The sequence below is a fragment of the Streptomyces sp. NBC_00457 genome, from assembly GCF_036014015.1.
GTDB lineage: Bacteria > Actinomycetota > Actinomycetes > Streptomycetales > Streptomycetaceae > Streptomyces.
Genome location: NZ_CP107905.1, coordinates 10,404,650 through 10,426,463 on the forward strand (window position 1 = coordinate 10,404,650; position 21,814 = coordinate 10,426,463).

The window sequence follows — 21,814 nt, forward strand, 5'->3', positions numbered from 1 at the left end:
CGTCGCTGCCATGAGCGCTTTCATCTACGCCGCGACACGCACGCCGTTCGGCCGCTTCAACGGCGCGCTGGCCGGCGTCCGCCCCGACGACCTCGCCGCCGCCGCGATCACCTCGACGCTCGCCCGGGTACCGCGCCTCGACCCTGCCGCGATCGACGACGTGGTGTGGGGCAACGCCAACGGCGCCGGCGAGGAGAACCGCAACGTCGGCCGCATGGCGGCGCTGCTCGCCGGACTCCCTGTGAGCGTGCCCGGCACCACCGTCAACCGCCTCTGCGGCTCGAGCCTCGACGCGGCCATGACGGCCAGCCGGACCATCGAGTCCGGCGACGCCGAAGTGGTGCTGACCGGCGGCGTGGAGTCGATGACGCGTGCGCCGTGGGTACTGCCCAAGTCGGCGAAGCCGTTCCCGGCAGGCGACGTCACCGCGGTCTCCACCACGCTCGGCTGGCGGCTGGTCAACCCGCGGATGCCGAAGGAGTGGACCGTCAGCCTCGGCGAAGCCAACGAGCAGCTCCAGGAGCGCTTCGGGATCTCCCGCGAACGGCAGGACGAGTTCGCCGCCCGCTCCCACCAACTCGCCCACCAGGCATGGGAGTCGGGCTTCTACGACGACCTGGTGGTGCCGGTCGAAGGCGTCGGCCTGACACGCGACGAGGGCATCCGAGCCGGATCCACACCGGAGGTGCTGGCCGGTCTCAAGCCCGTCTTCCGTACCCCGGAACAGGGCGGCACCATCACCGCGGGCAACGCCAGCCCGCTCAACGACGGTGCCTCCGCAGTGCTGTTGGGCAGCGAGAAGGCCGCGGCCACGATCGGGGCCGACCCGATCGCCCGTATCGCCGGCCGCGGCACGATGGCGCTGGAGCCCCAGGCCTTCGGCTACGCACCGGTCGAGGCCGCGAATCGCGCGCTGGCGCGGGCCGGGATCGGCTGGGACCAGGTGGGCGCGGTCGAGCTCAACGAGGCCTTCGCCGTGCAGTCGCTCGCCTGCCTCGACGCGTGGAAGGTCGACCCCGCCATCGTCAACCAGAAGGGCGGCGCCATCGCGATCGGGCACCCTCTGGGCGCCTCAGGCGGTCGCATCCTCGCCACGCTGGCCAAGGTGCTGCGCGAGACGAGGCAGCGTTACGGCGTCGCCGCGATCTGCATCGGGGTCGGGCAGGGCCTGGCCGTCGTACTCGAGAACTGCGACGTCACGGGGGCGGACCGATGAGCCGGGCGGAGATCGTCGAGAGCGCCGACACCGCGGTCGCCGGCATCGAGGACGGATCCACCGTCCTCGTCGGCGGCTTCGGCCTGGCCGGGATGCCGTTCGATCTGATCGACGCGCTCATCCGGCAGGGCGCGAAGGACCTCACGATCGTGTCCAACAACGCCGGTAACGGCGAGGTGGGGCTGGCCGCGCTGCTGGCCGCCGGCCGGGTGCGCAAGGTGCTCTGCTCCTTTCCGCGCCAGGCCGACTCCTGGGTCTTCGACGGCCTCTACCGCGAGGGGAAGATCGAGCTCGAGGTGCTGCCGCAGGGCAACCTCGCCGAGCGGATGCGCGCGGCCGGTGCCGGCATCGGCGCCTTTTACTGCCCGACCGCGGTCGGCACGCCGCTGGCCGAGGGCAAGGAGGAGCGGGAGATCGACGGCCGCAAGTACCTGCTGGAGTACCCCATCAAGGGCGACTACGCGCTGATCGGCGCGCACGTCGCGGACACGATGGGCAACCTCGTCTACCGCAAGACCGCCCGCAACTTCGGACCGGTCATGGCCACGGCCGCGACGACGACCATCGTCCAGGTCGACGAGGTCGTCGAGCCCGGAAAGCTCGACCCCGAGGCCGTCGTCACCCCGTCCATCTACGTCGACCGGGTCGTCCAGGTGGCGGCCCGTCACTACACCGTGCAGGGGGCCCGATGACCACCACGTCAAGCGATCAGGTGCGCGCCGACCACCGGCTCTCGATGGACGAACTGGCCGCCGTCATCGCACGGGACATCCCGGCCGGTTCCTTCGTCAACCTCGGTATCGGACAGCCCACCAAGATCGCCGACCACCTGTCGGCCGACTCCGGGGTGGTCCTGCACACCGAGAACGGCATGCTCAACATGGGCCCGAAGGCCGAGGGCGACGCGGTCGACTCCGACCTGACCAACGCCGGCAAGGTCCCGGTGACCGAGTTGCCGGGAGCGGCGTACTTCCACCACGCCGACTCCTTCGCGATGATGCGCGGCGGCCACCTCGACGTCTGCGTCCTCGGCGCCTACCAGGTCGCCTTCGACGGCGACCTCGCCAACTGGACCACCGGCAAGCCCGACGACATCCCCGCCGTCGGCGGCGCCATGGACCTCGCGATCGGCGCCAAGGACGTCTACGTGATGATGACGCTCTTCACCCGCTCCGGCGAGCCGAAGCTCGTGCCGCAGTGCACCTACCCGCTCACCGGCGTCGGCTGCGTCAGTCGCGTCTACACGGACCACGGCGTCTTCGACGTCGGCCCCGACGGCGTACGGGTCCGGGAGACGTACGGCGTCAGCGCCCACGAGCTGGCGGAGCGACTCGGCATCACGCCGTCTTAGGTCAGCTAGTGCAGTGACCGCGTAGGTTCGCAGAGCTGGCGGTCATGGCGGTTGGATGGGCGGTGACGTCCGTTCCGACCGCTGGAGGTGTGGTGGCCGAGCCTGTGCGGGTGCGCAGACTGAGTGATCAGGAAGGGTAGAAGCTGCAGCAGCTCGTGCGCCGGGGCAGTACCAGCTCGGTGCGGTTCCGCCGGGCGATGATGCTGCTGGCCTCCGCCGGCGGGACCCGGTCCCGGTGATCGCCCAGCTGGTCCAGGCCGACGAGGACACCGTCCGGGATGTGATCCACCGGCTCAACGAGATCGGCCTGGCCTGTCTGGACCCTCGACGGCCAGGCCGTTCTGGCTGCACCCGACGTCGCCGGCACCGCCGACGGCCCGATCTCGGGCGTCGACCGCCGTCCGGCAGGCTCAGACGGGTGTCGACCATGGCGTGCACCTCCGGTTGGAAACGCCGCAGGCCGGGATAGGGCGGTACGGCGTCGCCGTCGTCGAGCACCTCCGCCCGCTCGGCCGCCGCGGCCACGTGCCAGCGCCGCTCCCACTCCTCGGCATCCCCACCGCACGCGGTCACGTAGGCCAACGTGACGGGCAGCGACGGCAGTTTCACGCCGGTGGCGGCCGGCGCGAGAGTCGCCGTGGCGTAAGGCACCTTCCGTGCCATGTCCCGGTAGGTGAGGTCTCCGGCCTTCTGCCGCAGCTTGCGCAGTTCGAACGCGAACCGCGCCACCGGCCCCGCTGCCGGGTCCAGAGAATTCTCCCGACGTCCCGTCACGGCACCCCCGTCTCCCGTCCCCTTCACGACGAGCCCGGCGTCCACGCTAGGCACCCTCTGATCGGGCGGACAAGGCGGCGCTCCGGCCCCGGGGAACGCGGCGTACCGCCAGTCACGGAGCACCGGAACGCCCCCGTCCGTAGCGGCGCCCGGTTGTCCATTCCCGTGAACTGGTCTTACGGACAATGCTCGCCGCCCCGACAGTCGAGACTCCGGCCCCCCAATGGGCGCTGGATACGGACAGACCCGCACCACCATTCACGAGATCCGCAAGACACCTCAGGGGGACGAATGAAGTGAGAGCACGAGCGAAGTGGGTGCTGGCCGCCGCACTCGGACTGGCAGTCGCCACCTCCACACAGGCCCACGCGGACACCACGGCCCCGGGGGGCGACGCCGGCGTCCTGAAGGTCCACGAAATGGAGACGGAGGACCGCGAGCCCGGCGGGCAGATCCGTTTCAACACCAACACGGACTGCACCTACGTATACGACCGGCAGCCCGACGGACTGGCCGCCGTCGGCTACGTCTACGAGTACATCGACTCCGACACCCGCGGCGACCTGATCTACAAGCTGGTCAACGAGGGCGCCAGCGACCCGTGGGACCCCTACCGGTGCGCGGCCCACGGCGGCAAGTACAACCTCAAGGAGGGGCGGAAATTCTGGTTCCGGATCTGCTTGACGGCGGACGAAGGGCCTCCCGGGTTCTGCGACTGGGCCGCATGGCGCAACGTCAACACGTAGCCGAAGGACGAGGACACGACATGAGGACCCCGAGCACCATCCGCCGACGTACAGCCGGCGCGGCCACCGCTGCCGCCCTCGCAACCCTTCCGGCCACGCTCGGCATCGCCGCTCCCGCGTCCGCCGGCACCGTGGCACCGGTCGGCGCCAAGGCGGCGGCACACCCCGTGCCGACCTACCCGCCCGGGGCCACTTCCGCAACCACCCCGGCCAGGACGGCGACTGGGGCGAGCGCATGCAGCAGGCGGAAGACCTCTACGGGCCGTTCGAGGGGCACTGGCGCGGCTACCACCCGGCGGGCGGCGCGCCGCCGCTCGCCGACAACCCGACGGGACAGGCCGAGAAGGCCGCGCTCAAGGCGGGCAAGAAGCTGCACCTGTCCTGGCGTCCGTATGAAGACCCGGACAACGGCGGGAGCTGGGCTCGTACCGTGAGCGGCGACATGCTCCGGCAGACCATGGGCCGGCTGCAGGACCATTGCGGCGAGCGCTGCCCGGAGGTCTGGCTCTCCGTCGTGCACGAACCGGAACTCGATTGGCGGGACCACTGCCCCACCGTCAAGCCCTGTCCGGGCTGGACGTACGCCGACTTCAAGAACATGTGGGACAAGGTCGTCCAGGCCCGCGAGGACGCGGGCGCCGGCAAGGTGAAACTGGCCTGGGTCGTCCAGGGCAACCCGGACCGCCAGAAGCACTACAACAGCCTGTGGCCCGGCAACGACAAGGTGGACATCGTCGGCCAGGACCCCTACATCGACCGGGGCGACAAGGCGGAGGATCTTCCGAAGCGCATGATCGAGCGGACCAAGTGGTTCAGCGTGACCTAGCGCGGAACCCCGGGCGTTCACGCCCGGGAGGAAGCGCTTCTTAACATTGCTCTGACGCGCAATTAGATCGGTTCCAAGGTCATCAAGGCTCTGGCACCTTCGATTTTTCCCGTCCCACGGCAGGCGGTGAAGCCGCCCTGAGTTGCTGACCTGCACGGGTGCACGGGTCTGCACTATTGACCTCAGCCGGGTCGTTTCTGGTTCTCGATGTACTCCTTGATGACGGCGAGCGGGGCGCCCCCGCACGAGGCGGCGAAGTAGGACGGGGACCAGAAGTGTTCGCCCCACAGGTACTTGCGGATGTGGCCGGGGAACTCCTGGCGGAGCCTGCGGGCTGAGACGCCCTTGAGGGAGCCGACGAGTCGGGAGATGGCGACCTTGGGCGGGTAGTGCACGAGCAGGTGGACGTGATCGCGTTCGCCGTTGAACTCCCGCAGCTCTGCGCCGAAGTCGGTGCACACGTCGCGCATGACTTCTTCACAGCGCAGGAGGATCTCGTCCGTGAACGGTCCGCGCCGGTACTTGGGGGTGAAGACCAAGTGCGCGTGCAGGGTGTAGACAACGCTACGGCCCCTGCGAATATCGAGGTTTGGCTCCCAGCGTGGTGACATAGATCAATGCTACGATCACGCCCGTGAAGATCGTGACGCAGGTCAAGCTCAAGCCGGACGCCGCGCAGGCATCCGCGCTTGAGCGCACCCTGGGCACGGTCAATAACGCCGCGAACTGGGTGTCGGAGGTGGCGTTCGAGCACGGCGCGCCGCGTGAGTACGAGCTGCGCAAGCACACCTACGCCGAACTCAAAACCCGTGGGCTGGGAGCACAGGCCGCGCAACACGTCATCAAGAAGGTGCGCGACTCGTACACCACGCTCAAGGCCAACATCCGGGCCGGCAACCTCGGCAAGGAAGGCTCCAGGCGTCGCCGCAAGGCCGAGTCCAAGCCCATCACCTTTCGCCCCGAGGCAGCCCAGCCGTATGACGACCGGTGCCTGAGCTGGCAGTACGACCAGCGGACCGTGTCCATCTGGACCGTGGACGGCCGGGTCAAGAACGTGCTGTTCGTGTGCTCCGCCGACGCGCTCAAGATGCTCCAGGCGCACCGGCAGGGCGAATCCGACCTGATCGAGCGCGACGGCGTGTTCTACCTCGTCGCCACCTGCGAGGTGCCCGAGGCCGAGCAGTACGAGCCGGACGGCTTCATCGGCGTGGACCTCGGTATCGAGAACATCGCCACTGCCTCCACCGGCTACCTCGCGGCCGGGCGGGGGCTCAACCGGTACCGCAAGCGACAGCTTGCCCTGCGTGCCAAGCTCCAGAAGAAACGCACCAAGAGCGCCAAGCGGCGGCTCAAGGCTCGTGCCCGCAAAGAGGCGCGGCACGCTGCCAACCAGAACCACATCATCTCCAGGACGATCGTGACCGAGGCTGAACGCACCGGGCGTGGCCTGTCCCTCGAAGAACTCAAGGGCATCCGCAACCGGGTACGGCTCCGCAAGCCCCAACGGGTCGCACTCCACTCCTGGGCGTTCGCCCAGCTCGGAGACTTCATCGTCTACAAAGCCAAGCGGGCCGGTGTGCCCCTGGTCTTCGTTGATCCCGCGTACACGTCGCAGACGTGCGCCGAGTGCGGCCACGTCGACAAGCGCAACCGTGTCGACCAGGGGCTTTTCATCTGCCGGGGGTGCGGGGTCGTTGCCCACGCCGACCGGAATGCTTCCCACAACATCGCCACCCGTGGCGAGAGAGTGTGGAATGCGGGGCGTGAGTCACGCGTCCCTGCCACCCCATAAGGGGTGTCTGGACGGAGGAGTCCACCCCAGCAGCCAGTTGGGCACTACCTCCAAGCCCGGTCCTTCAGGGCCGGGTCAAGTTGACGGACGAATCCGCCAAGCACAACGGCAGGTACGACTACGCCTCCAAGCCACACATCTTCGCCGAGTACGGCGGCGACGAGGAGGACCGCGGGACCGCGGAACACCGCGGCAGGTGCATCGACGAGGTCCGCGAGGCCCTCCCCGGGATCGCCGGAATCCCCGGGATCCAGGTGGTCGAGATGGACTTCTTCGATGCCGGGTCCGGCTGGATCGAGGACGCCGACGGCTCGCCCGACCATGAGGCCTACAAGAGGCTGAAGGCGGCCACCGAGCGCTGAGTGCGCGATGCCGGAGCCGGAGTGTGACAGGGGTGCACTCCGCCCCGGCATCCCCCTTGTGTCGCTGTTCGCGGCGATGCGGGCGACCGCGTCGGGGCAGGGTAGCCAGCTCAACGTGTGCCCGCCTCCGACACGATCTGCGTACCTCCAAGGGAAGTTCACGAGTGAGGCCGACGTGCTCCGCGATGGTTCCCTCGGCCACTGCGCTACTCCTCACGCAGCCCGATGTCGAAGTCAGACACGATCGCCTGGCTCACCGCGTCACCGATCCCGATGTCGTGCCGGAACCGGTGCTCCAGGCAGGCCAGCAGCAGGGTCAGAGCCTGCCGGGCGGTGTGCCCGAGGCCCTTACCTCGCCGCAGCCCGGCCACCTCCGCCAAGTCCTGGCGGCTCAGGGCACCCATGGGGCCGGTGAGGGCCGATGCGCGCGGCGTGAGGTCGTAGAGGTGGATGGTCGGCCCCTTACCCACGACCGCGAGCATGTCTCCCTGGGGCGACAGCCGTACGCATGGTTTCCAGCGCAGGGCGCCGACCAGTTGGATCCGCTGGGGCACGAGATCGTCGGGGAAGCGCAGGCCGGGGGCCGGCGGTACGGCGAGGAGCTCCACGTGCCCGTCCCTGACCGTCACGAACCGGTGCAGGGCGGATGACCAGGCGAGCCCGGTCGGGAGGTCGTCGTGGGGCCAGACATGCGACGTGGCCGGCGGGGATGCGGAGGTGAGCGGATCGTGCCAGACGTTCAGCTCGCCGAAGAAGGTGACGCGGACCAGCGCGGACGGCGACAGGGCGGCCTGTGCCTGGAAGAGCCCTCCGTTCCGGGGGACGTCAAGCACGTTGACGGCACCGGAGGCGAGATCGGCAACCACGATGTCCTTCGCGCCGAACACCGCGACGCGCCGCCCGTCCGGGGCCACGGCGGTGCCCCGCGGAGAGAAGTCGTTCTTACCGCGCAGCAACCGCGTCTTGGCCGGGGGGCCGTCACCCGAGCCCAGGAAGACATTGAACGACGCGGAGGCCCCTGTGGTGTCCTGCTCCGCCACCACCATGAACCGCTCATCCGCGATGCGTTGTGGCCCGCGGACATGGCCTGCCGCGGAGCCGAGCTGCCGCACACTGCGCCGGTCGACGTGGTGGAGCTTCCGCTGCGCCTGCGCGGATCCGACAGCACGCGGATCGTCCTCGACGACGACGAAGGCATCCGGTGCCAGGTGCGCCACTGCGGACAGCCGGTGCGAAAAGCCGCGCTGGATCAGCGTGACCGTCCGGGTGCGCAGATCCAGTACGCCCGCGAAGGAGTGTCCGACGAAGGCGAGGTGACGCCCGTCCTCGGAGAAGTCGAGAGCATGGGGAGCCGTCCCGACGCTCTGGGTGAAGTCGACCGCTACGGGCTCGATGCTCGACGGCAGGACGGACACGGCCCTGAGGCCGTCGTCGACCACCCATGCGTCCGCCGCACGCAGGGCCTCGAACAACTCGCGATCCGCCTCAACGGGGGGCCGCCATGTCCCGAACCGGTCGACGGTGTCGACGGCTTCCGGCAACGACATCAGCGGAACCAACCGCCACAGCCGCTCCCAGTCACCCCTGCGCGTCAACTGCGTGACCAGGAAGTCACGTTCGGCCTGCGCGAGCGTCGCGAATTCGTGCCGGTCGGAACGCTGTCCGGCCAGGATCCGCAGCATGTCGACGCCGCCCATGGCCGCCATCGCGGTCCGCAGCGCCGTCCGCTCCTCCGTCCCGGCGGCGCGGTAGCCGCGGGCGAGCAGCGTGCCGTCGGGATCCAGTGCCTCGTACTGCTCCTGCTGCCCGGTCCGGACGAAGAACAGCGCGCGCTCGGTCTCGTCGCTCGGGGCCAGTCCGTGGGTGAGGCAGTACTCCAGCGCGTCGGGCAATTCGACCGCTGTCGCGCAGAAGTGGGAGACGGCCAAGGGGTCGGCCGCTGTGAGCAGCCGTTCGCGGGCCGACTCGCCGATCGGGTGGTCGAAGCGGGCGGCGGCACCGGCGAGCATGAGCGGATCCGGGGACAGGTCCGAGGCGCCGAGCGCGAGTCTGCTGAGGTTCCGGGTGCGGGAGCCGGCGGCGGCCGAGGCGGGACGGTTCCACCCTCGCAGGAGCGACCACAGGGCGGGGTCGGGATCCGCCAGCCAGGCGCTCCACGCGGTGTCGACGACCCAGGTGGGAACGGTCGAGACATCGGCCGTCAGTCCGGCCAGTGCCGGGGAGTCCCACGGCCGGGCCGGCCCGCCGGACTTCGCTGCCGCCAGCCAGACCCGCCACACCACCTCGTGGCCATGGCGCTCGACGGCTCGTGCGAGGGCCCGCAGAGCGGCGGGATCACCGGTGTCCGCCACGCCGAGGACGACCTGAAGAGCACGCCGGCCACGGGGGACGCGAGGCGAGGCGATCAGCAGCAGGAAGGAAGCGGTCTGCAGGCGCATCGGCCTCATCCCGCCGTTCCGCGCGCCCAGGGCGATGTCGGTGGCGCTCCCCGGCGACTTGGATCCCTTGCCCAGCGCGATGTCGCCGCTGAAGCGGTCCGCCAGACAGGCCCCCAGCAAATCGAGCGCGTCCCGCACCTCCGGACCATTTCCACATGAGGCCATTCTTGCGCCGCCTGCCGGACCACGGATGTGACGGCCAGTTCGGACGTGTCCGGCGAGAAGGATGCCGGCAGCCTGTTCCCGGGAGTGCTGTGAGTGATCAGGCGGACCCGCGGCAGCCGGCCGACAAGGGCCCGTAGCTGCTCGGGAGAGCGCTCCGCGAGCATCGAGAGCGAGTCGGCCGCGCCGCCCGTGCGCTCCCGTTCCGGCAGGAGACGGGCGGCCTCGGCTGCCTCGGCCGGCGGAAGGTCGAGCGTCAGCCGGCGCAGTTCGTCCCGGCTCTGATGCCGCGCCAGCTGATGCCTTACGTAGTCGAGCTCGTTGGTGGACATCTCCGCGATCCGGTCGCGCCGATCGCCGGTCACCATCACCCGGATCACCTCGGCGTCGCCCTCGGATGCCATGACCGTACGCAGGCGCGCCCGCGCCTGCGCAGCCGCCGCCGGATAGGCCCGGGCCGGCAGCGAGCCGTCCGGATCGAGTGCCCTGTACTGGGCGCTCTGCCCGATGAGGACCAGATAGGCGGCGTCGGCGGTTTCCTGCGGGGCTACGGCCACAAGCTCCTGGACATCGGTGTCGGGCAGTTCGGCGGCTATGGCCCGCACTGCCTCCTGCGCGGCCGGATCGCCCGCGGCGCACCTCCGCACCAGCCGCCGCCACGCCCTCCGGGTCCACAGTCCGCGGGCACCGTTCGCCCGCCGCCGCGCGGCCTGACGTACCAGCCGGGCTGCGTCTTCCGTGCTGAGCACCATTGTCCTCACACCTCGCCCAGCTCGATCTCGAAGTCCCCCGCGTCCGTTGTCTGCCCGATCCCCACGTCGTGCCGGAATCGGTGTTCCAGGCAGCTGTGCAGCGCGCGGAGAATCGGCCGGGATGTGTGGTCCAGGGCGGGGCTCTCCAGCGCTGCGGTCACGTCGGACAGATCCTGGAGACTCATCAGGCCCATGGGCCGTACGACGCGTGGCCGCAGGGCGAGGAGGGGCAGGTAGTAGAGCTCGACGGTCGGGGTCAGGCTTACGGAGTCCAGCGAGGCCAGGACGTCACCCTTCGGCGACAGTCGCACGCTGCCCGGGTGGCCGGTGAGGCCGACCTGACGGGCCACGAGGTCGTCGGGCAGGGGGCTGTCGCGGGTTTCGGGTATGTCGAGGATCCACAAGAACAGCGACAGGTCGGGCCTCCCGATCGCCACGAACCGGTTCAGCGCGGGTGACCATGCGAGGCCGTACAGGGACGTCGTGGACGACCAGACGGTTCTCGACACCGGTGCCCGGGTGGACACGAGCGGTTCGTGCCACATGTCCAGGGTGCCGCGCAGGTCGTCGGCGCGGATGAGGACCGTGTCCGACATGGCGGCGAGCGGCCTCGGGCGAGTGCTCCTGGGCCCGTTGTCCAGAACGTTCACGACGGTTCCCTCACGGTCGGCTACCACGGCGGTGTCGGTGTTCACCATGGCGATCCGATGACCGCCGGGACCCACGGTGATGATCTGTGGGACGACGTCGGGCAGTCCGTCGAGGATTCCGCTGTCGGCGAGGGAGCCGTCACGGTCGCCCATGGACACGCTCGCCTGCCAGCGGAACCCGTCGATCTGTCCGAAGGAGACGAGGAAGGCGCCCTCGCCGGTGACGCGTTGCAGGCTCTTGATCCGGGTGGCCGCGAAGCCGAGTGGGCGTACGCCGTCCGGGGCGAAGCGGTGGATCCGCTTGGGATGGTGCATGTCGCCGGGCTCTTCCGCGTCGACTGCGATGATGGTGTCGGCTCCCAGGTGCGCCACCTGGTCCAGCGGGCGCGCGGCGTCGGGATACCGCTGCGACAACTGCCCGCTGCCGAGGTCGATGATCCCGGCGAGTCCGCGGTCGCCCACGCGTCCGGCGACGGCGAGTTGGGTGCCGTCCGGTGCGAAATCCATGTCGTGGACGATGGTGACCGGCTCGCCGAGGCCGGGCATGGTGATGCGGGCCGGAACAAGTCGCGACGACCCGTCACCGAGACCGTCACGCGTCCACGCCTCCAAGGCAGCGGCTTCGGCGCCCCGCAACGCCTCGAACACCCTCAGGTCGTCGTCGCCCGTCGGTCGCCAGGCCGCGCCGGCATCCTGGACCGCCCGCACGGCGTCGAGCAGTGGCATCAGCTGGACCAGCTGCCACCAGTGGTCCCAGTCACGACGGGCCGCGAACTGCTCCAGCAGCCGCCTGCGTTCCGTTTCGCCGAGCGAGGCGAAGCCGCCGGGGCCGGAGTGCCGGCCCGCCAGCACACGCAGCAGAGCGATGTCACCCGTCTCCGTCACCGTCTCCAGCAGGGCCCTGCGCTCCTCGGACGACGCGCCGCGGTAGCCGAGCGCCAGCAGGGCCCCGTCGGGGTCCAGCGCCCTGTACTGCTCGTGCTGCCCGGTCCGCAGGAAGAAGGCGGCGCGTTCCACTTCGTCGGCGGGAGCCAGGTGGTGCGTGACGCAGAAGGCCGTGGCCTCGGGTGAGGTGAGTGCCGTACGGCACAACAGGCCGACGGCCTCGGCATCGTTCAACGCGATCAGGTGGGCACGGGCCCGCTCACCGATCGGGTGGTCGAAGCGGGTGGCGGTCTTGACCAGCAGTTCCGGGCCGAGTGCCACGTCCTCGTCGCCGAGCGCGAGCCGGCTGAGGGCGTGCGCCGAGGGCTCGGCTCCGCTCGCCGCGCATCCGCGCCTCTCCAGCAGGGTCCACAGCGCCGGATCAGGTGCGCCGAGCCAGGCCTGCCACACGGTGTCGAGGGCTCGCCTCCGCAGGGGGCCATGGCGCAGGGGCAGCCTCAGCAGCCGCGCGGCGGTGCGTGTGCGCATCGGGCTCACCGATTCCCGTCCTCGCCGAGGGCGATGTCGTGCGGGCCGCCGAAGGGGCTCGAGCCCGTGGCGCCAAGGGCGATGTCGCCGCCGAAGCGGTCGGTGAGACAGGCCGAGAGCAGGCCGAGAGCCGCCCGTACGTCGGGGGCGCCGATCTTGCTCCGCAATTCCCGGATCAGATGGAGGTCCGAGGGAGTGGCGTGCAGCAGGGGCCGCTCCAGGAGTTCGCGAGCGGAGGAGAGGTGGGGGCTGTGCACTTCGACGGCCTGCCTGCCGCGGCTGACCTCCGTGACGTACATGTCCTGTCCCGGTGACAAGGCGATGAGAGCGCGCCGTGCTCGCCCGGAGGCGGTTTTGGCGTCGAGCTGCAGCCAGTGCGCGCCGTTGTCGACCCAGGATCCGTCGACGGCATGGATGCGTTCGGCGAAGGCGTCGTCGAGGACGAGACTGCTGCGCCACCCGTGCGGGAGGAACCCATTCCGGATCGGGCCCCAATGCCTGGCGGTGTCACGCAGGGTGCCGTCCGGCCTGAACTCCCAGACGTGGGTCACCGGATGCTCGGGCCTCGCAGCTTTGTGGTGCACCGCCAGTGAGTCGGGGGAAAAGAAGGAGAGCGCGGGGTCGAACCGGACGGATTCCCGGGGCATCGTCATCGCGCGCAGCAGGTCGCCGTCCTCGTCTGCCACGAAGGCATGCTCCCTCGTGCAGAACGCGACGAGCCGGGCTGTGGGCAGTGTGGTGAGACCCCCGAAGACGCCCTCGTGGCTGAGCCGGCCGTACGCTCCGTTCTCGCCGAACTGCGGCATCGTCAGATACCTCAGATCCTGGGCATGGCGGTCGGCGAAGGCGAACCCTTCGGGACAGAGCATGACCGCGCCGCCGCTCGACCTTCGCATGACGGATACGGGGGCCGGCGGGCCGACGGTCTCGCGCTCGGGGAAGATCCGGATGATCTGTCGAAGATGCTTGCTTGTCTTCTCCCTGACGAGGATCTCGTCTCCGAGGTGCAGGATCGAATTGCCGCCCACCGGTCCAGTCACTATGTGCCGGGTGAAATGGCGCGTGACTTTTCCAGTCCCTATCCGGAGGATCTCAGCGTGGACATCCGTGGACCACGGTGTGGGCCGGGAGTATTGCAAGGCCAGTTCAGAGGCGTCCGGCGAGAACGACGCGCCCTGGTACGAGCCGACGAAGTCATGCCGGATCAAGCGCCGCCGCGGCAAGCGTTCGGCCAAGGCCCGGAGCTGTCCCGGCGACGGCACGGACGGATCCGAGAGAACCTCCGCCGCCCCCGCTCCGCGCTCCCCGGCGGGCAGCAGCCGGGCTGCCGCGGAGGCCTTGGCCAGGGGAAGGTCGAGGACGAGGCGGCGCAGCTCGTCCCAGCTTCGGCGCTCGGCCAGGTGGTGGCCGAGGTGGTCGAGCTCGTCGTACGACATCTCGGCGAGCCGGTCGCGCTGTTCGCCGGTGACCACCACCCGGATCACCTCGGTGCCGCCTTCGGCGGCCAGGTACGCCCGCAGCCGCTCACGCACCTCGGGAACAGCCGCCCGGTAGGCCAGGGTCAGCAGGGAGCCGTCGGGATCGAGGGCCTGGTGCTGCGCACCCTGGCCGATCAGGACGAGGTAGGCGGCGCGGGCGGCGGGCTCGGCCGGTGCCGCCGCCAGCAGCCCCAACACGTCCGTGTCCGTCAACTCCATTGTCTGTACGGCCACCTGGGCCGCCGCATCCCCGGCCGCGCACGCGCTCACCAGCCGCCGCCAGGCGCGCCGCGCGCGCCACCCGCGGGAGCCGTCGTCGCGCCGGAGACCGGCCCGCTCGGCCAGGCGGGCGATCTCGTCGGCACTGAGCATCTTCTCCACCCCTGTCAGCGGCCAGTTCGTTTTCGTGTCTCCCCGCGGCCACCCCGCCGCGGGCGTCACCGATCCCGATGCCGCCGCCGAATCGGTGCTCCAGGTACGTCCGACGCAGCGTCAGCGTCGCCCGCGACGCCTCGCCCAACAGGGGGTTCTCCAGGACCGCGACGACATCCTTGAACTGCTCGGGGGTCATCAGTCGGGCCTGATCGACTCGGAGACGAGGCACCGGGGGAGGGGGTCGTCGCGGAGAGCCGGAATGGCGAGGATCTCCAGGAACAACGACTCCCCGCCGTCCGTGATCTCCCGCTCTCCTCCGCCATCAACTCACCCTTCACCACCGGGATACGACACGCCACCATGCCGCACAGGGGTCGGGAGGGGTCCCGAGTACCGGGGAAGGGTCCACTGCGCCGCTCACCGCCGATCGCCGGGCGGGCGTCGGCGGCGTTGTTGGAGGCCGTCACGATCAGCCGATGAGTCTGTCGAGCAACTCGAAGGTCTCATACGGCTGGTCGTAGTCGCCGAAGTGCCCGTCATCGCGGACGATCTGCGTGCCTCCCAGCCGCTCGAACAATGCGCGCCCCTGCCTGTCGTCGCAGCCGTACGGGTCGTGGCGGGAATTGATGAAGTACAGGTCGCGAACATGGGCCTTGATCGCCGCCCAGTCATAGCTGGTCTGCAGGACGGGTTCGTCTCGGGCGTTGGGCTGTGTGGAATACCCGGCTACGAGGACGCCCTGGGACACCGTCACGTCGATGTGCTCAAGGACCGCGAGCAGCAGCGCGGCGCCTCCCGAGTGACCGACCAACACCGTGCGCTCGTCGAAGACATGGTTGGCCAGCACCTTTGGCAGGAACGTGGCAATGGGCTCTTGGTTCAGGTCGGGGTAATGCGGTATCTCGACGGCGTACCCGCGCTCGGCCAGTCGTCGGCCCAGCCACGGATACCAGCAGACCTCCGGGTTCGCGCCCGTTCCATGGAAGATGATGACGTTTCGCTGCACAGGACCCTCGGTCTCCCTCATGGCGTCGTTTCCAGTGTCGTTGTCCCGGGGCGGTTGCCTCTTCGCAGGTAGACCGCGAGTGCGCCGCAGACTCATCGGTCACCGGCCGAGTCCTTCTGCAGGACGGAACCCGCCCGAGGGCAGACAACCTGCCGGCACAGGGACGCAACCACCGCCGCCGTGCGACCCACCTCACACCAGTCTTGTGATCCCTGACTAGATCTTTCGACTTTGTCGACTGATAAAGTCTGTCGAACGGAAGCTCGCTGCCTCCCCTTCGTTCCGTGCACCCACCCCTGCCCTCGGGGGACTGCACGGATCCCCTTCACGAAAGGACCGCCCTCCATGCGTGTGTTCATGAACGAACCGGTCGAGAGAATGAACGGGCCCTACGCCCGGCGCTGGTGGGCGCTGCTCGTGCTCTGTCTGAGCCTGCTGATGATCGTGATGGCCAACACCGCCCTCACGGTCGCGGCTCCCTCGATGACTCAGGACCTCGGCTTGTCCAGCACGGACCTGCAGTGGGTCATCGACGGCTACACCGTCCCGTACGCCGCCCTGATGCTGCTGTTCGCCGCGGTGGGCGACAAGTACAGCCGACGCGGCGCGCTCGTTCTGGGGCTCGTCCTGTTCGGCGGCGGAGCCATAGGGGGTTCACTCGTCGACAGCGCGGCGGGGGTCATCGCGGCCCGTGCCGTGATGGGTGTCGGCGCGGCGCTCATCATGCCCGCCACGCTCTCCCTCGTCGCCGCGACCTTTCCGCGCGCCGAGCGGACCAAGGCGATCACCTTGTGGGCGGGCACCGCCGGGATCGCCATCGCCGCCGGACCGCTGTTCGCGGGCATGCTGCTGGAGAGGTTCAGCTGGCAGTCCACCTTCCTGATCAACGTTCCCGTGATCGCCCTCGCCATCGTCGGCGCCTTCGTCCTCGTACCGCCGTCCAAGGCCACGCAGGCGCCACGGATCGACTACGTCGGCGGACTGCTGTCGGTGGTGTGGATCGCCGCGCTGGTCTTCACGCTCATCGAAGCCCCGCACGGCTGGGGCGCCAAGGCGGTCACGGGCACGGTCGTCGCGGTCGTGGGGCTCGTGGCGTTCGTCCTCTGGGAGCTGCACCACCCGCACCCCCTCCTCAACCTGCGTCATTTCGCGAACCGCGCGTTCACGGGTGCCAACATCGCCGTCGTGCTGTTCCTCCTCGTGGTCTTCGGCGCTTTCTACTTCGTGACCCAGCACCTCCAGTTCGTCCTGGCCTACGACGCGTTGGAGACCGGCATGCGCATGCTGCCGCTCGCCGCCGCGGTCTTCGCAGGCTCCGTACTGACCGGCTACCTCACCCCGCGCTTCGGCAGGAGGGCGGTGATCGTCGCAGGCATGGTCGGCGGCACCGCGGCACTCGCGCTGCTCACCCAGATCGACAAGTCGTCGTCGTACGGCGATTTCGTGGCGCCCCTCATCACGCTCGGGCTCGCGATGGGCCTGGCGCTCGCCCCCTGCACGGACGCGATCATGGGCACGTTCCCGGAGGAGGAGCTGGGGGTGGGCAGCGCGGTCAACGACACCTCGCAGGAACTGGGCGGGGCGATCGGCATCGCCATCCTCGGTTCGCTGCTGTCGACCTCGTACTCGTCGGGCCTGTCGGACGCGACCGCGGGCAGCAAGCTCCCGGCCGACGCGCTGAGCCAGGCACAGGACTCGGTCGCCGCCGGGTACGGGGTCGCCCAGGGAATCGGCGACCAGGCACGACAGCTCGCCGAGCAGGCCGCGCGGGCGACCGACCCGCAGCAGGCAGCACAACTCCAGGAGCAGGCCGACCAACTCGCCAACGGCGCCCACCAGATGGCAGACGCGGTCGGCTCGTCCTTCGCGGACGCGGTAGCTCACACCAGCCTGGTAGGCGCGGCGATCCTGGGCGTGGGCGCCGTGACCGTGGCCCTCCTGCTTCCGGGCAAGGGCCGAACTGCGGGCGCAGCGGCGGAGAGTGGTTCCGAGCCCGGGGAAGGGGGCATGCCGTCGGCCCCCGTGGAGAAGGAGCCCGAGCTCACGCGTACGAATCCGTAGCGGCGCCTGGCGGAACTCGACGCCGCGCTTGCTGATCACGTCCACCGTCTCGTGAGGTCCTTCCCCCCGACGACCCCTGCTCAAGGCGAGCAGACTCACCCTTACGGCCTTCGTCATGGTCACGTGCATCCTTGGTGGAGCACATGATCAGTCGAAGGCCGCTTCGGCGCTGGTCAACGACGGGCGCTCCGGCGAAGTCGTAGCCCTCCCGAGATCAATCGGTGTCCACCATCCACCATCTGTCGTTCTGCCATCAGCCAGGCCAGGTGCTCGGCGGTGGACCGCTTCACATCGTCAATCGGCCCGGGTGCGGAGGCTCCGCGCCAGGGTGGGGATCATCACCGTCGCAGGGACGAGGTGCAGCCCGAGGAGGGAGGTGGTGGCGGCGCTGTTTGCCCCGGAGGGTAGGGGCGGGACCAGCGAGATCGCGGGCAGCGACATCGCTGTCCACGCGAATCGCTCGGCGGGCGGGCGCTCCAACGAAGAAGAGCGACGGCAATGACGATGCCCATGACCGAGAAGAAGCCGGTCACCACGGCGAACCCGGACAGCGGGAACGCTCGCCACCGTCGGGGGCCTCGAAGCCGACACGCCAACGGCCTGGGCAAGCGCCGCTGTGAAGGTGGTGGCCACCACCGCCGCGAGCGTGCCGATGAAGCCGGTGCCGGCGAGCCCGCGGAGTTGGTGAGTGTGGCTGCTCCGGCCGGATGCCGGCCCGCGACGACCCCGGTGTCATCATGCCGCTCGCGTCGTTCCTCCCCCATTCGGCAACGGGCATACGGGGGTTGACTGGCATGTGACAGTCTTGGCCCTGAGGGTGACGACGCGCACCCTCGCCATGCGACGGCCGGGGCTTCGCAGGGCGCGGACGCCGGTCCCGGGGAGCCAGAACCCGGCGTCGCGTCCGAGACCGGCCCCAGCTCGCCGTCGCGCAGCGCCAGTTGCACCCGCCCGCGGGTGACGACGCGGAACGCGTCGTACCACTGCGCCGCGACCACCGCGACACGCGCGTGGTTCTGTCGGTAGTTGGTGACGTCAGTTGTTCGTGAAAGCTGACGGCACCAGGTGATGGCCCAGAAAGATGTTCGCGAATTCTGACGTCACCATCGGGGCCGCCTGGCCAGTCGAAGTCCGAGTTGTACGCCACGCTGCGGCGCGACTCCCGCGATGGCATGTCGAACCGGGCGTTGCAGTGCATGTACGGCGTCACCTGGAGCACGGTCAACAAGGCCCTGACCTCGGCTTGGCCGCAGCCACGCACGACAACCGCTTCGGCGCGGCCGTCGAAGCTGGATCCGTTCACGCTGCAACAGCGCCACACCGTCCCCCCGGATCTACCGCCGTCTGATCGACGAGCACTCCTCGTCCGAGGCGTTGCGTTGACCACTTGAACCCGCACCGATGAGAGGGCGCAGCGTCCTGCGAGCAACCGCGCGGTCCGGCCAGGGACTGAGAGTCCGGTGTTTATACCTTGCTCGCGACCACCATGTAGTTCTCGGCCTCAAGATCGAACGTGCTCAGTTCCGTTTGGAGTCCGACCCGGTGCAGCTCGACTTCGAGTTCCTCGTACCGGTAGGGCCAGCAGGACAGCAGTTCCGAGCGGACAAGAACCAACCCGGTCGCATCAACTTGCGCGATCGCAATCTCGATGTGGTGCTCCTCCTCCCAATGCGGCGCAATCTCCCAGCGGTAGACCACGACGGCATCGCGACCGTTCCGGCGGACGAGTCGGTCACTGATCTCCAGCCGGGAACCTCTCGCCCTCACGAGTTCCCAAGTGCGGGATGTGAGTACCAAGCGCCCGCCGGGGCGCAGAAGCCGTGACATCGACTCCAGAGCAGCACCCCTGCCTGTCGCGCCCGCGGCATGGTGAAGCGAGTTGCCAACGCAGAACACCATGTCGAACGTGTTGTCCTGGAAATGGTCGGGCAACTCTTCCCAGTTCGCCCGTACGGCCCGGACGGATGCCCCGAACTCCTCAGACAACTCTCCAGTCCGACGAACCATCGCCTCGCTGGCGTCAGTTGCGACAACCTGCAGGTCACGTCCGCCGAAGTGGTGTATTGACGGCCACTCGGTGATCTCGTTTTGAGGCTAGGCGGTGAGTTCGGTCGGGACGACGGTGTCGTCGGTTTGTGACTCGATCGGGTGGAGGCGGGCCTTGGCGAGGAGTTCGCGCCCCATGTAGCGGCGGGCTTCGGTCCATTCGTCGTTCTGCTCGGCCAGGACCGCGCCGACCAGGCGGATCAGCGCAGTGCGGTCGGGGAAGATGCCGACCACGTCGGTGCGACGCCGGATTTCCTTGTTCAGGCGTTCTTGCGGGTTGTTCGACCAGATCTGCCGCCAGATCTCGCGCGGGAACGCGGTGAACGCCAGGAGTTCGTGCTGGGCGGTGTCCAAGTGGGCTGCGGCCTTGGGGAACTTGGCCTCCAGAGCGTCCAGGACGTGCCGCATCTGGGCCTGGACTGCGTCGCTGTCGGGCTGTTCGAAGACGGTCCGCAGCAGCGTGGCCACCCACGGCTGGGCCGACTTAGGGACCTGGCTCAGCAGCGCGCGGGCGTAGTGCGTACGACATCGCTGCCAGCTCGCGCCGGGCAGGGTGGCGCCGATCGCGTTGACCAGGCCGGCATGGGCGTCGGAGACGACCAGTTGGACGCCGGACAGACCGCGCGCGACCAGGGATCGCAGGAAGGCCAGCCAGCCGGCACCGTCCTCGCTGGAGGCGACGTCGATGCCGAGGATCTCGCGGTGGCCGTCGGAGTTGACGCCGACCGCGATCAGCGCGTGGACGTTGATGATCCGGCCGCCCTCGCGGACCTTCTGGGTCAGCGCGTCGACCCAGACGAACGCGTAAGGCCCTTGGTCCAGGGGCCGGTTGCGGAACGCGGCAACCTGGTCGTCCAGGTGCTTGGCCATCGCGCTGACCTGGGACTTCGACAGTTGAGTGACGCCGAGGGACTCGGCGAGCTTCTCGACCCGGCGCGTGGAGACGCCGAGCAGGTAGGCGGTGGCGACCACGCTGATCAGAGCCTGCTCGGCCCGTCGGCGGCGTTCGAGGAGCCAGTGCGGGAAGTAACTGCCCTGACGCAGTTTGGGAATGGCGAGTTCGACGGTCCCGGCCCTGGTGTCCCACTCGCGCGGGCGGTAGCCGTTGCGGTGGTTGACGCGTTCGTCGCTGACCTGCCCGTATTCGGCGTTGCAGAGGGCATCGGCTTCGGCGGACATGAGTGCGTCGGCGAATGTCTTGACCATCGCGCGCAGCAGATCGGGACTCGCCGCGGCGAGGTTGTCTTCGGCGAGGGCGTGCAGGGGCAGACTGTCTGGTGCGGTCATCGTGCTGATCTCCTTCGAGGCTTCGACACTTCGAAGATCAGCCGGTGGCCGTTCATCTATGCGGGCACAATCCCGATGCCGGAGCAAACCCCCGGATCAGGTCGAACCCGTACACCATCTCCCTGGACGCAACCAACCTGCATGCCACGACCGGCGAGGCCAACCGCCAACTGTCCGGTTCCGCACGAGCAGTCGAGGACGTGAGCGTTCGACGGCAGGAGATTGAGGACGTCGTCGAACGACGCAGCGAACTCGGCTGGAGGCAACTTTGCATCCGAGATGAGCCATTCATACACCTCGGCAAGCACGCCATAGCCTGTCACAACCACTACCTCCGTCACGCGGCAGACTCACGGTAGGACGTCAGTCCATCAGCGGAGCAAGCCGGGCACCAATGGTTTTCGCAAGGATGGCTCTGACGGTGTTTGTGGGTTGTCAGTTGTCCGTCTGTGGATGTCACCGGCTGGTTAGCTGGGAAGTTGTTCGTGAGAAGTAGTGTCACTCGCGGGGTTGCGGTGGCAAGGTGAATGTGCTCAGTGAAGGAGCACCGCCGCTGTGCTCGGCTGCGAACGCGGCGAGTGGGGATGCCGGTCGCTGATGACCGGCATCACCGCGACTCCTGACCACGTGACCTGGGACTCCTTCGAACAGCCCCACCGCAAGACACGCGATTACTCCGGATTCGGTCCGTTCCATTTCGACCGCCACCAGTACGAGGACGCCGTGAAGGGCCTGAACGCAGCAATCAGCTCCGACGAGACGTGAGTACAACCCATCGGCTCAACACGGGAAGGAAGCAGTCGTGTTTGACCACGTGATTGGACTACGTCCAGAGGAAGCCGCACGCTGGGCCGCCCTTGTCGAGGAGTCCCGGCCCGTCCTTGAGAGCGATGGAATGGAGGCTGTCCAGGCCCTCCTGGCCGAGCGCGGCATGAGCGTCATCCAGGCGATTGCAATCACCCGCGCACTACTGGGGCATGCGGAGACACAGCTCCGAGTCGCCATCGACATCGTGGCCACGAGTAAGGCTCGGCAGTAGGTTCGGAGAATATGGCATCGAGCCGTTCTACTGAACGCCG

The 21,814-nt window shown here is 68.9% G+C and carries 15 protein-coding genes and 3 pseudogenes; 10 read left to right on the forward strand and 8 right to left on the reverse strand.

Features of this window, described 5'->3' with window-relative positions:
• The first annotated feature begins 10 nt into the window (after positions 1-10).
• The 6 genes and pseudogenes from OG828_RS47485 to OG828_RS47510 all read left to right on the forward strand — a co-directional run bounded on the left by OG828_RS47485 (position 11) and on the right by OG828_RS47510 (position 4,913).
• Positions 11-1,216, forward strand: coding sequence for a thiolase family protein (locus tag OG828_RS47485; RefSeq protein ID WP_328504710.1), 1,206 nt, complete (start codon positions 11-13; stop codon positions 1,214-1,216).
• Positions 1,213-1,908, forward strand: a complete 696-nt coding sequence (locus tag OG828_RS47490; protein WP_328504711.1) for a 3-oxoacid CoA-transferase subunit A — start codon at positions 1,213-1,215, stop codon at positions 1,906-1,908. The genes OG828_RS47485 and OG828_RS47490 overlap by 4 nt, the downstream gene beginning before the upstream one ends.
• A complete protein-coding gene (locus tag OG828_RS47495; RefSeq protein ID WP_328504712.1) occupies positions 1,905-2,567 on the forward strand; it encodes a 3-oxoacid CoA-transferase subunit B in 663 nt (220 codons plus the stop codon). Before OG828_RS47490 ends, OG828_RS47495 begins: the two co-directional genes overlap by 4 nt.
• Before the next feature lie 143 nt (positions 2,568-2,710).
• Positions 2,711-2,904: pseudogene (locus OG828_RS47500) on the forward strand (helix-turn-helix domain-containing protein); the annotation flags it as partial.
• 733 nt (positions 2,905-3,637) lie between these two features.
• A complete protein-coding gene (locus OG828_RS47505) occupies positions 3,638-4,087 on the forward strand; it encodes a hypothetical protein (protein WP_328504713.1) in 450 nt (149 codons plus the stop codon).
• 235 nt (positions 4,088-4,322) lie between these two features.
• Positions 4,323-4,913 carry a hypothetical protein gene (locus tag OG828_RS47510; protein WP_328504714.1) on the forward strand — a complete coding sequence of 197 codons (591 nt, stop codon included), beginning with the start codon at positions 4,323-4,325 and terminating at the stop codon, positions 4,911-4,913.
• A gap of 182 nt (positions 4,914-5,095) precedes the next feature.
• Here the strand turns inward: OG828_RS47510 and tnpA are convergent, their stop codons facing one another.
• Positions 5,096-5,524, reverse strand: a complete 429-nt coding sequence (gene tnpA, locus OG828_RS47515; RefSeq protein ID WP_328371273.1) for an IS200/IS605 family transposase — start codon at positions 5,522-5,524, stop codon at positions 5,096-5,098.
• A 23-nt stretch (positions 5,525-5,547) separates the two neighbouring features.
• On the opposite strand from tnpA, the gene OG828_RS47520 reads away from it, so the two are divergent.
• A complete protein-coding gene (locus OG828_RS47520) occupies positions 5,548-6,705 on the forward strand; it encodes an RNA-guided endonuclease InsQ/TnpB family protein (RefSeq protein WP_328371276.1) in 1,158 nt (385 codons plus the stop codon).
• Positions 6,706-6,785: 80 nt separating this feature from the next.
• On the forward strand, positions 6,786-7,067 hold the full coding sequence (locus OG828_RS47525) for a hypothetical protein (RefSeq protein ID WP_328504715.1): 282 nt from the start codon (positions 6,786-6,788) through the stop codon (positions 7,065-7,067).
• 206 nt (positions 7,068-7,273) lie between these two features.
• On the opposite strand, the gene OG828_RS47530 is transcribed toward OG828_RS47525, so the two are convergent.
• From OG828_RS47530 to OG828_RS47545, 4 genes are all read right to left on the reverse strand, one after another.
• Positions 7,274-9,643, reverse strand: a complete 2,370-nt coding sequence (locus tag OG828_RS47530; protein ID WP_328504716.1) for a hypothetical protein — start codon at positions 9,641-9,643, stop codon at positions 7,274-7,276.
• Positions 9,644-10,424: 781 nt separating this feature from the next.
• Complete coding sequence (locus OG828_RS47535) at positions 10,425-12,482, reverse strand: hypothetical protein (RefSeq protein ID WP_328504717.1); 2,058 nt, start codon at positions 12,480-12,482, stop codon at positions 10,425-10,427.
• Positions 12,483-12,487: 5 nt separating this feature from the next.
• Positions 12,488-14,332 (reverse strand): hypothetical protein, encoded by a 1,845-nt coding sequence (locus tag OG828_RS47540; RefSeq protein WP_328504718.1) that lies wholly within the window; start codon positions 14,330-14,332, stop codon positions 12,488-12,490.
• Positions 14,333-14,804: 472 nt separating this feature from the next.
• Positions 14,805-15,362, reverse strand: coding sequence for an RBBP9/YdeN family alpha/beta hydrolase (locus OG828_RS47545; protein ID WP_328371289.1), 558 nt, complete (start codon positions 15,360-15,362; stop codon positions 14,805-14,807).
• 324 nt (positions 15,363-15,686) lie between these two features.
• Between OG828_RS47545 and OG828_RS47550 the strand changes: the two genes are divergently transcribed.
• Positions 15,687-17,402 carry an MFS transporter gene (locus OG828_RS47550; protein ID WP_328504719.1) on the forward strand — a complete coding sequence of 572 codons (1,716 nt, stop codon included), beginning with the start codon at positions 15,687-15,689 and terminating at the stop codon, positions 17,400-17,402.
• 294 nt (positions 17,403-17,696) lie between these two features.
• Here the strand turns inward: OG828_RS47550 and OG828_RS49795 are convergent.
• The 3 genes and pseudogenes from OG828_RS49795 to OG828_RS47560 form a co-directional block, all read right to left on the reverse strand.
• Positions 17,697-18,071 (reverse strand): annotated as a pseudogene (locus OG828_RS49795) (DUF6069 family protein); the annotation flags it as partial.
• 795 nt (positions 18,072-18,866) lie between these two features.
• A pseudogene (locus OG828_RS47555) lies at positions 18,867-19,451 on the reverse strand (class I SAM-dependent methyltransferase); the annotation flags it as partial.
• 45 nt (positions 19,452-19,496) lie between these two features.
• Positions 19,497-20,735 carry an IS256 family transposase gene (locus tag OG828_RS47560; protein WP_328500641.1) on the reverse strand — a complete coding sequence of 413 codons (1,239 nt, stop codon included), beginning with the start codon at positions 20,733-20,735 and terminating at the stop codon, positions 19,497-19,499.
• 597 nt (positions 20,736-21,332) lie between these two features.
• On the opposite strand from OG828_RS47560, the gene OG828_RS47570 reads away from it, so the two are divergent.
• Complete coding sequence (locus tag OG828_RS47570) at positions 21,333-21,500, forward strand: hypothetical protein (protein ID WP_328371296.1); 168 nt, start codon at positions 21,333-21,335, stop codon at positions 21,498-21,500.
• Positions 21,501-21,814: the final 314 nt, after the last annotated feature.